18 protein-coding genes are annotated in these 14,162 nt (G+C 25.5%); 4 read left to right on the top strand and 14 right to left on the bottom strand.

All coding sequences use genetic code 11. The features are described from left to right. Window positions 1-102: 102 nt before the first annotated feature. From NSA50_RS01790 to NSA50_RS01770, 5 genes are all read right to left on the bottom strand, one after another. Window positions 103-1,611 carry a DUF1846 domain-containing protein gene (locus NSA50_RS01790; protein ID WP_195264591.1) on the bottom strand — a complete coding sequence of 503 codons (1,509 nt, stop codon included), beginning with the start codon at window positions 1,609-1,611 and terminating at the stop codon, window positions 103-105. A 237-nt stretch (window positions 1,612-1,848) separates the two neighbouring features. After that, complete coding sequence (locus tag NSA50_RS01785) at window positions 1,849-2,781, bottom strand: DUF6414 family protein (protein WP_257442463.1); 933 nt, start codon at window positions 2,779-2,781, stop codon at window positions 1,849-1,851. 76 nt (window positions 2,782-2,857) lie between these two features. Further along, window positions 2,858-3,190, bottom strand: coding sequence for a hypothetical protein (locus NSA50_RS01780; protein WP_195264589.1), 333 nt, complete (start codon window positions 3,188-3,190; stop codon window positions 2,858-2,860). 128 nt (window positions 3,191-3,318) lie between these two features. Continuing rightward, the gene (locus NSA50_RS01775; protein ID WP_257442460.1) at window positions 3,319-4,215 is read right to left on the bottom strand and encodes an HD domain-containing protein; all 897 of its coding nucleotides are present in this window, start codon (window positions 4,213-4,215) and stop codon (window positions 3,319-3,321) included. A 138-nt stretch (window positions 4,216-4,353) separates the two neighbouring features. Continuing rightward, entirely contained in the window at window positions 4,354-4,557 is a 204-nt protein-coding gene (locus NSA50_RS01770; RefSeq protein ID WP_195264587.1) for a hypothetical protein, read from the bottom strand. A gap of 163 nt (window positions 4,558-4,720) precedes the next feature. Between NSA50_RS01770 and NSA50_RS01765 the strand changes: the two genes are divergently transcribed. Then, complete coding sequence (locus tag NSA50_RS01765; RefSeq protein WP_195264586.1) at window positions 4,721-5,110, top strand: PadR family transcriptional regulator; 390 nt, start codon at window positions 4,721-4,723, stop codon at window positions 5,108-5,110. 333 nt (window positions 5,111-5,443) lie between these two features. Continuing rightward, window positions 5,444-5,923, top strand: coding sequence for a hypothetical protein (locus NSA50_RS01760; RefSeq protein ID WP_257442455.1), 480 nt, complete (start codon window positions 5,444-5,446; stop codon window positions 5,921-5,923). Window positions 5,924-5,952: 29 nt separating this feature from the next. On the opposite strand, the gene NSA50_RS01755 is transcribed toward NSA50_RS01760, so the two are convergent. From NSA50_RS01755 to NSA50_RS01725, 7 genes are all read right to left on the bottom strand, one after another. Beyond that, window positions 5,953-6,150 (bottom strand): hypothetical protein, encoded by a 198-nt coding sequence (locus tag NSA50_RS01755; protein ID WP_195264584.1) that lies wholly within the window; start codon window positions 6,148-6,150, stop codon window positions 5,953-5,955. Window positions 6,151-6,229: 79 nt separating this feature from the next. Further along, a complete protein-coding gene (locus tag NSA50_RS01750; protein ID WP_257442452.1) occupies window positions 6,230-6,763 on the bottom strand; it encodes a hypothetical protein in 534 nt (177 codons plus the stop codon). Between the two features lie 24 nt (window positions 6,764-6,787). After that, entirely contained in the window at window positions 6,788-6,970 is a 183-nt protein-coding gene (locus tag NSA50_RS01745; protein WP_195264582.1) for a hypothetical protein, read from the bottom strand. Between the two features lie 40 nt (window positions 6,971-7,010). Then, a complete protein-coding gene (locus NSA50_RS01740; protein ID WP_195264581.1) occupies window positions 7,011-7,592 on the bottom strand; it encodes a hypothetical protein in 582 nt (193 codons plus the stop codon). A 267-nt stretch (window positions 7,593-7,859) separates the two neighbouring features. Further along, on the bottom strand, window positions 7,860-9,137 hold the full coding sequence (locus tag NSA50_RS01735; protein WP_257442948.1) for an FAD-dependent oxidoreductase: 1,278 nt from the start codon (window positions 9,135-9,137) through the stop codon (window positions 7,860-7,862). Then, a complete protein-coding gene (locus NSA50_RS01730; RefSeq protein ID WP_207733810.1) occupies window positions 9,137-10,126 on the bottom strand; it encodes a sulfide/dihydroorotate dehydrogenase-like FAD/NAD-binding protein in 990 nt (329 codons plus the stop codon). Before NSA50_RS01730 ends, NSA50_RS01735 begins: the two co-directional genes overlap by 1 nt. Window positions 10,127-10,233: 107 nt before the next feature. After that, complete coding sequence (locus NSA50_RS01725) at window positions 10,234-11,280, bottom strand: D-alanyl-D-alanine carboxypeptidase family protein (protein WP_374940959.1); 1,047 nt, start codon at window positions 11,278-11,280, stop codon at window positions 10,234-10,236. A gap of 250 nt (window positions 11,281-11,530) precedes the next feature. Between NSA50_RS01725 and NSA50_RS01720 the strand changes: the two genes are divergently transcribed. Together NSA50_RS01720 and ytfJ are read left to right on the top strand one after the other, a co-directional pair. Beyond that, on the top strand, window positions 11,531-12,130 hold the full coding sequence (locus NSA50_RS01720; protein WP_195264507.1) for a DUF2953 domain-containing protein: 600 nt from the start codon (window positions 11,531-11,533) through the stop codon (window positions 12,128-12,130). 11 nt (window positions 12,131-12,141) lie between these two features. Further along, window positions 12,142-12,624, top strand: a complete 483-nt coding sequence (ytfJ, locus tag NSA50_RS01715) for a GerW family sporulation protein (RefSeq protein ID WP_195264506.1) — start codon at window positions 12,142-12,144, stop codon at window positions 12,622-12,624. Window positions 12,625-12,665: 41 nt separating this feature from the next. On the opposite strand, the gene scpB is transcribed toward ytfJ, so the two are convergent. After that, window positions 12,666-13,274: an SMC-Scp complex subunit ScpB gene (gene scpB / locus NSA50_RS01710; RefSeq protein WP_195264505.1), complete on the bottom strand. Its 609-nt coding sequence runs from the start codon at window positions 13,272-13,274 to the stop codon at window positions 12,666-12,668. Further along, a complete protein-coding gene (locus tag NSA50_RS01705; RefSeq protein WP_195264504.1) occupies window positions 13,267-14,013 on the bottom strand; it encodes a segregation/condensation protein A in 747 nt (248 codons plus the stop codon). The genes scpB and NSA50_RS01705 overlap by 8 nt, the downstream gene beginning before the upstream one ends. Between the last annotated feature and the right edge of the window lie 149 nt (window positions 14,014-14,162).

Genomic DNA, 14,162 nt, shown 5'->3' with positions numbered 1-14,162 from the left:
TAGTATTTCCTAAATATTGATTTAAAATTATAGTTTGCATAGGAATTTTGTTAATTTATAAAAAAACTATCTCTAGAATATTCTAAAGATAGCTTTAAGTTTCTAATTATTATAGTATAAACTTTCACTTTGATACTCTGGATCACAAGTTATATCTATTCCAAGTCTTCTAAAAGTTTGTTCATCATTTGTGGTTATAATAGTTGTTGAATGAGCCTGACAACCTTTTAGATCCTTTAGCTTATCTAGTGCAACTTGAGCTGTTGGATTAGTTGCAGCACATATGCTTAATGCTATTAATATCTCTTCACAATTTAAAACTGTATTATTTATTCCTAATGTCTTAAGTTTTAAATTTTTAATTGGTTCTAATATTACAGGTGATAAAAGATGAATATCATCTGATATATTAGCAAGATATTTAATTGAGTTTAATATAACTGCTGCTGAAGCATCCATAATCTTTGAACTCTTACCTGTTATAATAGTTCCATCCTCAAGCTGTAATGCTACTGCTGAAAAAACTTCACCTTTATCTGCTAAACTTCTAAGTCTTAATAAATACTCTCTTGCTGGAACAACTACATTTCTATCAGTTTCTTTTAAATTTAGCTCTTCCATAATTAATTTAGCTCTATCAGATGTTTCTTTATCAACATATCCTTTTTTGTATTCACAAATAGTTTTAAAATATCTTCTTATTATTTCTTGTCTTGATGCTTCTTTAACTACTTCATCATCTACTATTCCATATCCAACTCTATTTACTCCCATATCTGTTGGGGATTTATAAACTGACTCTTCACCAGTAATCTTTTCTATAATTCTTTTTAATACTGGGAAACTTTCAATATCTCTATTATAGTTTACAGCTACCTTGTTATAAGCATCAAAATGGAATGAGTCTATCATATTTACATCTTTTAAATCTACAGTTGCTGCTTCATAAGCTATATTTAAAGGATGTTTTAATGGAACATTCCAAACTGGGAAAGTTTCAAATTTAGAATATCCTGCAACATTTCCTCTCTTATTTTCATGATATAATTGACTTAAACATGTAGCTAGTTTACCACTTCCTGGTCCTGGAGCAGTAACTACCACTATTGGCTTAGTGGTTTCTATGTAAGGATTTTTTCCATAGCCTTCATCACTTACTATAGTATCAACATCTGTTGGATAACCCTTTGTAGCTTCATGCTTATAAACCTTTATCCCTCTACGCTCTAATTTGTTTATAAAAACAGTTGTTGCTGGTTGTCCATTATATCTTGTTATAACAACACTATTTACATCAAGTTCATAAGCTCTTAAATCATCTATTAATCTTAAAACTTCTAAATCATATGTAATACCAAAATCGCCTCTTATTTTATTTCTTTCTATGTCTCCTGCATATACACAAATAACAACTTCAACTTTTTCTTTTAGTTTTTGTAAAAGCTTTATTTTAGCATTTTCATCAAATCCTGGCAAAACTCTTTTTGCATGTAAGTCAAACATAAGCTTTCCACCAAATTCTAAATATAATTTATCATAATTATTTACTCGCTCTAATATATATTTAGATTGCTCTTCTAAATATTTTTTATGGTCAAATCCTACTTTCATCTTAATGCCTCTTTCCTTTTTATTCTTTATGTTACCCATTAAGTATTAATTATACAGTATAATTTTTTTTCTTTCTACATTAAGTTAAAAAATGAACAGATATAAGTTTACTAAAAAAAGAACAATATAAAATATACTTACCTTTAAAACTGATATATAATACTTTATATAATTACATTGCTTTAATTTAAACTTTTATATTTTCTATATTAAATTAAAGTATATGCTTATTAGGGTTTATAAGCATATACTTATAGGTAAAATCATTATCATTTTTCCCTTTATATTACACTCGGGTTTTTTAGGAAGAATTATATTATTTTTTCTCAAAACTTCTAAATATGGTTCTATAGAATCTAATATTTCTTGATAATAATCTTCTTGTGATGATTTTCTTAATAAACTTATGCATTTATTATTATCTTCTTTTATCATCATAACCTTACCAAATATTTTGCAAGAACAATGAACTAAATCAAATATGTGAGAGTGATTACTTAAGAAATTATTTTCACTTATTGTTAGAACTAATGATGCTTTTTCATTTTGAATTACTAAATCATAACTTCCCCTTGCAGTTATGGATTTTCTTAATCTTTCTAAAAGCTTACAAATTATATTAAAATTTAAAGTCTTTAAATTTTCCTTTTCTAGTAGTGTGTTTAAAAAATCTACACCATAGCAATTTATACTATCAATTAATGTATCTATATAAAATGGAAGTGAAATTTCTTGCACACATCCACTAATTTGTACATAATCTCCTTCTTTTACCTCTCCATTTTCAATAGAATTACTGTCTACTTGCTTAACGTTCTTGCTAGTAATCATATTATTTAACAACTCATTATGCAGGGTAAAAATAGTAGTGATTTTTTTTACTTCTTGCTCATTTCTATCAAAATCTCTTCCTTCAAAACCTAAGCTTTTATCTCTTCCATTTTGATAGTGGTCTTCATAAGTTTTATGTTTAGTTTTATATCCATCTATTTTATCTCTATGATCTCTAAAATCTGAGCCATTTGATTCTCTATCTCCTATTTTTACATTGCCTCCAAATGTTCTATCCTTAATCCTTCTATATGTTCTTATATCAATATAACCTCTTAACGCTACTGAATTTAAATTTTTGATTAAAGCTTCATCTAAATATATTAATAAGTCCAACATAAGTGTCCCCCTAAAGCAATTATATACTTTTACACCATATTATATTAGACTAAATCTTATTTAATAACTTAAGAAATTATTTTTTATTTTTATTTAATAAAATACTTTCAATTTCATTTAAAAGTTCTCTATCCCCATTTTCTAATATAAGATTACCTTTTTTGCTACCTTCTATAATTCTTAATATTGTCACTTCATCTTCTAATTCTTTTATTTTTTTATTAATTTCAATTTTGTTCTTTTTAGATAATTCCAAAGAATATACTTCATTGCCACAAACTAAGCATTTTCCATATAGTTTATCATAAGTAATTTTCCCTATATTAAATTCTTTACTTTCTTTGCAACTATTAACTTCTATATATTGAATCTTATTACATTTCTCACAAAAACATCTATTTTGTTGCATAACTTCACCTCTAATATATTATATTAATATATTGTATCATACACTTTATTATTTTTTATGATTTTATTGGCATTATAATAATAAAATATTATCTTCTGTAAAAATTTATTAACTATTTATATACGTTATTATATATATATTCGTCCATTTATTCTTTTATCAAAATTACTCCACTCACCACTCTCTACATCATTTGATATTATACTTATCTTATTTAATGTAGCATCAACATAATCAGCATAATGAACTATATAGGCTTCCATAGAATTTGGCTCTTTAGGAGATCCAAATTCAGGTTTACCATGATGCTGAATAATTATAGCCTTTAATCTATTAATAAAATCATTAGAATAAATCTCTCTATTGCTATTAAAAGCTTCTTCTAACATATTTAACCCAATAACAATATGTCCTTGAAGTTCTCCTTCTAATGTATAAGAAAATGGTCCATCATAAACCATTTCTCTTATTTTTCCTATATCATGTAATTTTGCTCCTAATATAGCTATTTCTTTATGTTTACAATCATATCTATAAGCTAACTCACGTGCTAGGCTTGTTACTGCTAAAGTATGCTCAGCTAGACCTCCTATATAATTATGATGATTAAATACTCCACCTATTGCCTTTTTAAATTTATCTATAAATTCTTCATTACCAAAAAAATAATCATTAATTGTTTTAGCTTCTAAGCTTTTAAATTCAAATTTACTTATATCATTTAATTCATTCATAATTTCATTTATTGATCTCTTAACTGAAGGTAAGTAATCCAATATATTTATGTCTGAAATCTTTTTTATAAAATTAACTTTAAATTTTGATAAGAGTTTTCCTTTAACTAATATAACATCTCCAATATTTATAACTGTATTTATATTTTTTATATAAGCTTTTACTTCTCCTGAATTATCTCCAATAACTGCAACAAAATCATTTTTATCATAAGATAATATTTTTATCACCATAAAAGTAGTTTCAATAGTTTCATTCATTTTTGCATCTTTTAAATATAATTTTTTCATATATACCACCTTATTTATCTTTTACTTATAAATTATTATTAGCCTATATGAAAAAAAAATTCTTACATAAATCTGTATTTCATATCAGATTTTAATTTTAATAATAAAAGGATGCTAATGCATCCTTTTACTATTTTACTACCAACAGCCACCTAGTAATAATAACCATAATAATGGAAAGAATCCTCCACAACCGAATCCACAATTACCAAATCCGCCACAGCCACCGAAACCTCCACAGCCTCCGCAGCCTCCGAATCCGCCACCACAGTTATTACAGCATCCTCCGCCACAACAGTTATTTCTACAGCAGCACCTGTTACAACAAGATCTTCTTGACATGTTAATCAACTCCTACTCTTTTGTATAGTACATTGTATTCATTACATATTGTTTGTGTTCGGTAATATTTCTTTTATTTTTATTATCATTTACGAGCATATTACTTAAATGTACATTCATTAAATTATATGATAAACTATATTATATATAAGGAGGGTATTATATGGATAAAAGAAATAGATTAGTTGCACCTAGAAATGTAGTAAACACAAAAATGCTTTATAGCTTCTATATATTAAAAGAATTATCAAAAGGCAATGTTATATTTGGAAATAGGGTTCTTGAGGAATTTAGAAATAGATTTTCAGAAACTTCTCTGCCATTTCCTGTTTCATCTAGTACAATATATGAAACTCTTTATGACTTAGAATTAAAAGGATATGTTAAAAGCTCATGGACTGGTGATGAATTTTTAAATAAAAGAAGTAAAAAAGTATATTCTATTACAGACAGTGGAGTTGAATATTATAAAAATCATATTGCAGATTATATTAGTAACTTAAATAAAACTAAAGCTACCTTAGATATAATGATAGATATGCTGATGAGATGATCAGCATTTTTTCTTTTTATTAATAAAACTTCTCTTTCAAAATAACTTGTAACTTTTCTTAGCCATAGAAATATTATAGTTAATATATATGTTTTCAAGCTTTTCATTTTATTTAAATTAATTTACTAACTTTAATACTAATAGAATTAATTTAAACTTATATAATTCAAATAAAATCTTTAACATGTTTATTAAATTATAACAATATATTATAAATATATTTTATTTGTTTAATTACATAACAAAATAGCTTTAAAACTTATATAAGTTGTATTTATATTTATTTAAATAATATCAAGTACAGCTTATATAGTATTTCTAAGGAGGAATATTATGAAGGAAACTAGAAATATTGATAATTTTTTCAAACTACATCTCAATAATTTTAATATTTTAGAAAAAGATATAATTTCGTTTGAATTAAAAAATGATAAATTATCTCTAAATTTTGATAATATCAACTATCTACCTACAAACAAAATATCTGTATTTTTAAAAAATATTAAAACTCGTGAAATATTTAAATGCTCTTCTGTTATAAACGATAACATCTTAAGCATTGATTTAAGCAATTTAAAATATTTTTGTACTGATTATGAGTATAGTATTATTATAATTAATGAATTTAATAACTCATCAACAATGATTTATCCTAAATATAAAAATAATGCTCAAAACTACTCTATAATTGGTAGTTCATTAAATCAACATATTAAATGGTTTTTAAGATTATTGGAAAATGGAGAATTTAGATTATCTACAATTGTCTTATTTCCAAATTATAATAATATTGAAGAAAATATTTCTTCATAAAAATAAGGGTACCTAATTAAGGATACCCTTTAAAAATATTTACAATTTAAATTTTCTATAAAGCACTTTTTAGAACAATATATATTTAAATCTTCTTTATCTATGTATGAATCTTTAATATTAATAGCTTTATTACAATATTTACATTTTAAAGTTATTTCATCTATTCTATCTTCTTCTAAATCATCATTATTAATTTTTTTTATAAAATTCTTTAAATGGTTCATAAATATCCCCTACTTATCTAATAAACTAACATTAATTATTATGATAGACAAGTATAATTTATGTCTTTTACAAAAAGGTTCATAATAAATTATTATTTCTTGCAATAATAAAATAATCTTTTATACTTTCTTCATCTATATTATCTTTATCATAAAACAGTGGAAACTTTAAATTATAGTTTCCCCATATTGTAACTGGTCCTTTAGTAAAATAGAATGTTATAAAAAATAATTCTCTAGTGCATAACTTAGTTAATAATTTTATGTATTTTTTGTCACTTATTTCAAAAAACATATCATTTATAGTACCTGAATTTAAAATTTCATTGAATAGTTTTATTTCTTCTAAATCAAGATTATTTTCAATAAATTCAATACTATCTTTATCTAGTTTGTTTTTATAAAAATCTACTATTATTTTATTTTCATCGTAATTTAAATAAAAAAAGCTTTCTAATGTTTTAATAAAATCCTCTTCAATTTCTTTATTTTCTTTATATTTTCTAGAATAAAGCTCAATATAATTAAATTTTTCAAATCCATCTAAAATATTATTAAACTTTATTTTCACTATTTTATCAAAATCTATTTTATTTATGGCTTTAATCCCCATACTTCCCCCTATTTAATTGTTTATTTATATAATTCTGTTCCATTCATAAAGTTGTTTCCTAACTTCACTAATTAATTCATTTAAATTTTCTGTTTCAATTTCTGTAACTTCATTTAAAGTATTATTTTTAATTACCTGTTTATATTTTATTATCTTATTATGATTGTAGTTCCAAATCTCTTGTATTTTTCCTTTTTCTATTTCCATAACTATTCTCCTTTTATATATTAAATATTAAAGGATAATATTAAAACTTAAAAACAGCCTTTTTTTCTCCTACAACATCACTATAACAAATACCTATCTTTTTCTTAGTAATTTTACCTTTTTCAAATAAATATCCATTATAGTAACTCTTATCATTTAGTATATCCCTAATTATATAAATTACTAACATATCTTTTTTTATTTCTAAATATGACGTATTAATTATATTGTTAAGATAATCTATACGTGCATTTGATGAAGTTTCTAATATTTGTACATATGCTTTATCGGGATCTTCTTTTACTTTATACAATAAGTTTTGTATTACCTCCAAATCATTAACTAAATCATCTTCTCTAAAAAGCTGTAATTTTATAGAACTTGAGGATAATGTATTAAAATCATAATCTTTCCATGCTACTTCAATATTACTTAAAGAAGCTTCATCATCATTATTTATTCCCTTGTGCATTACTGAATAGCCTAAAAATTGTCCAAGCATTATGAAATATTTAATTTCTCTTTTTACTGCTTCAAATCTACTACTATTCTTATTTAAACCGAAATTTGCATAATTTCTTATAAATCCATTAAATATATTCATTAAATCAAAGTCTAACATATCTACTCCCTGTCCCAAATTTATATATAGTATTCTATCACTTATATTCAGATTATTCCACCTAATATAAATTTTTATTTTATTATTAATATATGTTCAAATTAGTAATAATATATCTATTTCTTTAACTAAAGTTACAGCTAGACATCCTTTTTATTTTGTTCCTATTATATAAATGAAAAAATTTCCTAATGACTAACCAATCTTAAGGCTTCTATATAAAGAAAAAGAGAATAAAATATTCTATTCTCTTTTTCTTACTTCTTACTATATTAATTTTTGATCAAATACTTTATCTAAATTAACCTTTTTAATTCTATCTTTTATTTCTTCTCTATCAACAGTATACAATCCTAATTCTTTCATTCGTTTAAAGTATTCTGCTCCTGCAAATGTATATCTATTTTTTCTACCTTCTCTTGTTCCTGCTTTTTCATTTGCATAAGATATTATATCCCCTATAGCTATTGATCCTGGTAGAATTAATAGCGGTATTCCCATTGCAAGCCTTACAGCATTATGCCCAGCTAGGCTACCAGTACATATTGCTTCTGTATGCCCAACAAAAAGACCAGATTTTTCACCTGCACAAAATAAATTATCTACGCCTTTTACTTTTAGATCATTAGTTCTTGGCGCAACTGATAAATATCTTATTGAATTTCCTTTACTACCTGCATATGGATCTACATATTTTGCATTTTCTAATCCTTTAATTTTTCTTAGTTTCTTCAATGGATAGTACGTAGTCATAAGTTTAGCATGTCCAGTATCTAGAAGAATTATATTTTCTGCAAATTCTTTTAAGGCATATTGTTGACATACTTTGGCATTAAGCTTATCATAATTTACATCTTCCTTTGGAACTTCCAAAATAACGCATCCAGTCTTGTCTAGTTGTTCGACTATTTCCTTTGATAAACTTTCCTTAGCTAATTTACAAGATCCTGAAAAAGCACCTAATGTATCTTCATCTCTTTCTCCTTGTATATCGGCTACTCCACATCTTTCACTTATACTAAGTCTTGGTCCAAAAGCTGGACATCTTAAGACGCACATTGAACATCCATTTCCATATCTTAAGCAATTTCCCATTGGACCTGTTGTTCCGGTAGTTTCAATAAATACATCTCCTTCTTCATAAGTACCATCACTAAGATATATTCCTTTTATCTTACTTCCTTCCAACTTAACATCAGTAACTCTGCTTTCTATATGAATATTTATACCCATTTCCTCTAAATATTTACTTACTTTACCTTCAATTAAATTTACGTCATATAATGTTGCATGCTTATGACCTGGAAATTCTATATTTTTATGCCTTGCAGTATCATCTACAATATTAATTAAATCTCCAGCCCCAAGCTCTATTAATTCTTCTGAAGCTGTCCATCTTCCGTTATTTCTCATTATCCCCCCAACATTTCCAAGACCTAATAATAAATCTGTCTTTTCATATAAATGCACTTCTGCTCCTGCCTTCTTTGCAGTGATAGCTGCGGCGCATCCAGACCAACCTCCACCGACGATAATTGTCTTTATCATATAAATCTTCTCCCTTCAAATACATTCCTTGGATCAGCTTGAACTTTACAAAAACGTTTTACTCTATGCCCAGAAAATCTAGCTGTACAACTGCCACATACTCCTTCTCCACAGCACATTTTTATATTATTGCAACAAGATAATTGAATATTTTCTCCTTGTATCGTATCTAAATATTCAATTATTTTTACAGTTAATATATCTGCTCCAGCAATGTGAATATAGTTTACATTTTTATCTCTTATATAAGATTTTATAAGAACCTTTACTTCATCAGTTAATTGCCCCTTATCTAGCACTGATTCTTCTATCATATTCAAATCATATTCTGATAAAAATTCTTGAACATAATTATCTTTATATGGCGCCTTATCTAGAATTAAATTTATATTATTATTATTTAAAGACAACTTTCTAATTACTGGCATCACAGGAGCCATTCCAATCCCTCTAGCTATTACTAATACATTATTATTAGTTTGCTTATTTAAATTTTTAAGTCCAAATACTCCATTCCAGTATGGACCTCTAATAGTTATTTCTTCACCTTCTTTTATATCTAATAATTTCTTTGTTTTAATTCCCCTTATTTCAATCATTATAGTTACTATATTTGTTTCTATATTAGATTCTAAAATAGAAATAGGTACATCAAAATAAACATTTTCGTTTGTTCTTATAAATATAAAGCTTCCAGGCTTAACTAAATCAATTGCTAATTTATGTGGAGCTTTGAATTTTATTAAAAGAACATCATCTTCATAAAGAGTCTTTTTTTCAACTAAACAATTATATGTTTTTCTTCCCTCTTTTGCCTTAGATCCATTATTTATAAATTCATGATATATACATACTCCATTCCAATTTAAGCAATCACAAAAGCAGCTTCCTTGTAATTGAGAGCATAATATACATTCATTTGATTCCGCCAGATGACAAGGACAAAACTCTGTTCCAGCATCTATACAATCAACAGCTTCTTTCATTATTTGAATCTCCCCACTAGATTTCTTACATATTAATAGATTATTTTCTATTTTTTATTTTGTTACACTATATTTATATATAATAAAAAAAGTAGAAGATACCTCTTCTACTTTTTAAAGATTATATTTTCAAACTCTTCTTTACTCATATTTATATTGCTTATTAACGGAAATTTATTTTTTTCTTGTTTTTCATCTTTTATTGATATTTTCCCTAGTATATCTCCAGTTTCAACATCCGAAGTCCTATTAAACACCTCTACTTCAACTATATCCTTTTCTTTATATCCATAAGTTATATCTTCTTCTTGTATTATATTACCCAATCCTGCAAGATTTTCTTTTTGTAATATATCTTTATTAGATATTTCTGCAAAAGTATTTGTGCTTATAACATAATTAAAGATTTTTTCTGTTACATTCCATCTATCTACACAATTTAAAACAACAATAATAATATTTCTTCCATTGTGGTTAACAGATGAAACTAAGCATTTCCCTGCTCCGCCTGTATATCCTGTCTTTACCCCATTTGCACCAGGTATTCTATACAATATTTTGTTTATATTTTGATAATCTCTTGTAAAATTATATTTATCTTTATATATAACTTTTTCTCCTACAATTTCTCTAAAAACATCATATTCCATTCCCTTAGCTGTTAAAATTGCTAAATCATATGCCGAAGAATAATGTTTTGCACTATCTAGTCCATGAGGTGATTCAAAATGTGAATCTATAATTCCTAAACTTCTTGCAAAATCATTCATTATATTAGAAAAATTTTCTACTGATCCGCCTATATCTTCTGCTATTGCAATCGCAGCATCATTACCAGATCTAAACATTAATCCAAATAACAATTCTCTCATTGTTATTTCTTCACCAGCTTTATATCCTACAGTTGAACCCCTAATAGATGAAGCATTTTTACTGATGGTTACTATTCTATCTAAATCTCCATAATTTATTGCTATAAGGGATGTCAAAATTTTAGTAGTACTGGCCATTGGAACAATTTCATATCCACTTTGATTCCATAGTACTTGCCTACTTTCTGCATCTATAGCTATGGCATTTCTAGCCGAAACCCTTAATGGAAGTTTACTGTCAACTTTATTTCCGTCAATATCAATATAATCTTCATCAAGCATTTCTACTGTCTCATCATCCATATCTACATCATCATCAATAAATGCTTTTACTGAATAAATATTCCATTGTAATGTCAATAATACTAATAAAATAGTAAAAATAACTTTTTTTAAAACTTTCATAAAATCACCCTCTACACTAACCATCTATGAGTAGTTTGTTCTAAAAGTTATTTTTTAAACATTTTTTTGTTATTTTTTTATTTTTAATTATAGTAATTATTAGAATAACATAGAAAGGAGTGTGAAAATGGCTTTAATATTAACACTTTTAATTATTATATTACTACTGATTTTTCCTATACCAATGAAGATTGAAATTAGTTTTAAGGAAGGTATATTTAAATTAAAATTGTTTAATTTAAATATTTTTTCATCAAATAACGGTGTTGAAAATAAATTATTAAAAAAACTAATTAATAAAACTAATATAGATTTAAAAAAAGAAACTACAATAGAATATAAAAATAAAAAAGCCATTAAATCCTCACCCCTTAAACGTAAAAAAGTTATGAAGAAAATATCGATACGAAAGTTATATACCAATATTTCTTGTAATAAATTTAAACCATTTATAAAAATAAATGGGCACTTAACTTTTGGTATTGATGATGCTGCATTTTGCGCAATTCTTTATGGATTATTATGTAATACTCCAACATTACTTAGATTAATATTAGAAAAAGTATTTAAAGTTAAGGATATAAAACTTAATATTACTCCTAAATTCAATGTCAATACCATATATTTTGGTATAACTAGTATATTTTACTTTAATGTTGCTAATATTATATATATATTATTTTTAATATATAAATCTTTTGAAATTAAGGAGGTGACTCCCGAATAGGGAGATATATTATGTCAAATGAACATCCTGTTGAAAATTTAATGAGAAGTACCATGGAAAATCTAAGAGATATGATAGATGTTAATACAGTTATTGGGGAAGCCGTAGAAACACGTGATGGTAGCTATATAATCCCAATATCAAAAGTAACCTTTGGTTTTGCATCTGGAGGAAGTGAATTTGGAAATCAATGCAGTCCAGCTCCTGATAAAGAAGCTAAGCACCCTTTTGGTGGTGGTTCTGGAGCTGGTGTTACAGTTAAACCTGTTGCATTTTTAGTTCTTAGAGATGATGCCGTAAGGCTTCTTCCTGTTGATCAAAATAATACATATGATAGAATCGTTGATTCTGTCCCTCAAATCCTTGATATGTTTAAAAACTTCTTTAATAATGATAAAAAGAAATCAAATTCTCAAAATTCTAATGTTGAAGATACAGTATGTAATTGTAACCCATGTGATGATAGTGATTCATCTTCTAACAACCTGTTCTAGAAATTTATAAGATATATTTTAGAAAAATTCTAAAATATATCTTATATTTCTTTCATCATATCATTCATAATCTCTACTGTTGCTTCATCATTTTCTGAATACAAGTCTAAAGATGGCAATTCATTTAATTCTTTTAATCCAAATTGTCTTAAAAATTCTTCAGTCGTTCCAAATAAAATAGGTCTTCCAGGAACATCTAATCTTCCAACTTCTTTTATTAAATCTTTTTCTAATAATTTATTAATAGCACTTTCAGATTTTACTCCTCTTATTTCATCTATATCAACTCTAGTTATAGGTTGCTTATACGCAATTATAGCTAAACTTTCTAAAGAAGCTTGTGACAAAGATTGTCTCTTATTCTTTTTTAGTAACTTTTGTATATAATCACTATTTTCAGCCTTACTAACTAGTTGATATTCACCATTTATTGATATTAATTTTATTCCCCTTTTTTCTTCTTCATAATCTAAGATCATTTCATTTAAAATATTTGATATTATTTTAGGTGAAACTTCTATAGAATTACTTAAATCCTTAAGAGTTAAAGGTTCTCCACTTACAAATAATAACGCTTCTATTGCAGATTTTATTTTAGGCTTTGATGAAATTTCTTCAAATTCATATTGCCCAATTTCAGTTTTATTCACTTAATTTTCTCCTTTCAATTAATATGTCATCAAAATTGTCATTTTGATAAGCTTTGATCATTCTAAGCTTTATAAGTTCAAGAAGAGCTAAAAATGTTACTACAGCTTCTAACTTACATTCGCTTTCTCTTATTATATCTCTAAATTTAACAATTTTTTCATTTTCAATATTACGTAATAGCTCGTCCATTTTATCTTCAATCTTATATTTATCTACATAAATTTTTCTTTGAATTACATTTTCTTTATTTTGTTTCATAAGGAAATTTTCTATTAACTTATTATAAATATTGTAAAGATCAAGTAACGTAATATTTTTAAATATATCTTCTTCTTTTTTATCACTTTTGATTTCTTCAATTATTTCTGGCTTTTTTGTATATATATCTCCAGAATTTATGTATTTTTCTCTAAAGAATAAAGCAGCACCTTTAATTTTCTTGTATTCTATAAGCTTTTCCATAAGATTTTTTTCTATGTCTTCTTCATTTTCTTCTGAAACCTTAATATTAGGCAATAGCTTTTTAGATTTTATTTCTATAAGAGTAGCTGCAACTACTATAAATTCTGATGTAATCTCTAAATCCATAATTTTCATATCATCTAAATATTTTAAATATTGACTAGTAATTTTATATATCTCTACATTGTAAATATCCATTTCATTTTTTTTAATTAAATGCAGCAGCAAGTCAAATGGACCTTCAAAGTTTGCTACCTTTACTTTTGGCATTTCCATAAATATCATCCGCCTTTGATAATGCTATATTCCTTCTAATATATAATATCAATTTTAATAGTAAAGAACAACCTTTGTTTAAAATTGCAAAGCAATTTTAAAGTGAAAAGTTAAGAATGAATAATGAAACGTTTATGATGTTTTGCTAC

It is taken from the genome of Clostridium mucosae (genome assembly GCF_024622765.1).
Lineage (GTDB): Bacteria > Bacillota > Clostridia > Clostridiales > Clostridiaceae > Clostridium.
This window is presented reverse-complemented; position numbering and strand designations above follow the sequence as displayed.

Coding starts and splice junctions, on each gene's coding strand:
- NSA50_RS01790 (WP_195264591.1), bottom strand. CDS start 1,611: ATGAAAGTAGGATTTGACCATAAAAAATATTTAGAAGAGCAATCTAAA.
- NSA50_RS01785 (WP_257442463.1), bottom strand. CDS start 2,781: ATGTTGGACTTATTAATATATTTAGATGAAGCTTTAATCAAAAATTTA.
- NSA50_RS01780 (WP_195264589.1), bottom strand. CDS start 3,190: ATGCAACAAAATAGATGTTTTTGTGAGAAATGTAATAAGATTCAATAT.
- NSA50_RS01775 (WP_257442460.1), bottom strand. CDS start 4,215: ATGAAAAAATTATATTTAAAAGATGCAAAAATGAATGAAACTATTGAA.
- NSA50_RS01770 (WP_195264587.1), bottom strand. CDS start 4,557: ATGTCAAGAAGATCTTGTTGTAACAGGTGCTGCTGTAGAAATAACTGT.
- NSA50_RS01765 (WP_195264586.1), top strand. CDS start 4,721: ATGGATAAAAGAAATAGATTAGTTGCACCTAGAAATGTAGTAAACACA.
- NSA50_RS01760 (WP_257442455.1), top strand. CDS start 5,444: ATGAAGGAAACTAGAAATATTGATAATTTTTTCAAACTACATCTCAAT.
- NSA50_RS01755 (WP_195264584.1), bottom strand. CDS start 6,150: ATGAACCATTTAAAGAATTTTATAAAAAAAATTAATAATGATGATTTA.
- NSA50_RS01750 (WP_257442452.1), bottom strand. CDS start 6,763: ATGGGGATTAAAGCCATAAATAAAATAGATTTTGATAAAATAGTGAAA.
- NSA50_RS01745 (WP_195264582.1), bottom strand. CDS start 6,970: ATGGAAATAGAAAAAGGAAAAATACAAGAGATTTGGAACTACAATCAT.
- NSA50_RS01740 (WP_195264581.1), bottom strand. CDS start 7,592: ATGTTAGACTTTGATTTAATGAATATATTTAATGGATTTATAAGAAAT.
- NSA50_RS01730 (WP_207733810.1), bottom strand. CDS start 10,126: ATGAAAGAAGCTGTTGATTGTATAGATGCTGGAACAGAGTTTTGTCCT.
- NSA50_RS01725 (WP_374940959.1), bottom strand. CDS start 11,280: ATGCTTGATGAAGATTATATTGATATTGACGGAAATAAAGTTGACAGT.
- NSA50_RS01720 (WP_195264507.1), top strand. CDS start 11,531: ATGGCTTTAATATTAACACTTTTAATTATTATATTACTACTGATTTTT.
- ytfJ (WP_195264506.1), top strand. CDS start 12,142: ATGTCAAATGAACATCCTGTTGAAAATTTAATGAGAAGTACCATGGAA.
- NSA50_RS01705 (WP_195264504.1), bottom strand. CDS start 14,013: ATGGAAATGCCAAAAGTAAAGGTAGCAAACTTTGAAGGTCCATTTGAC.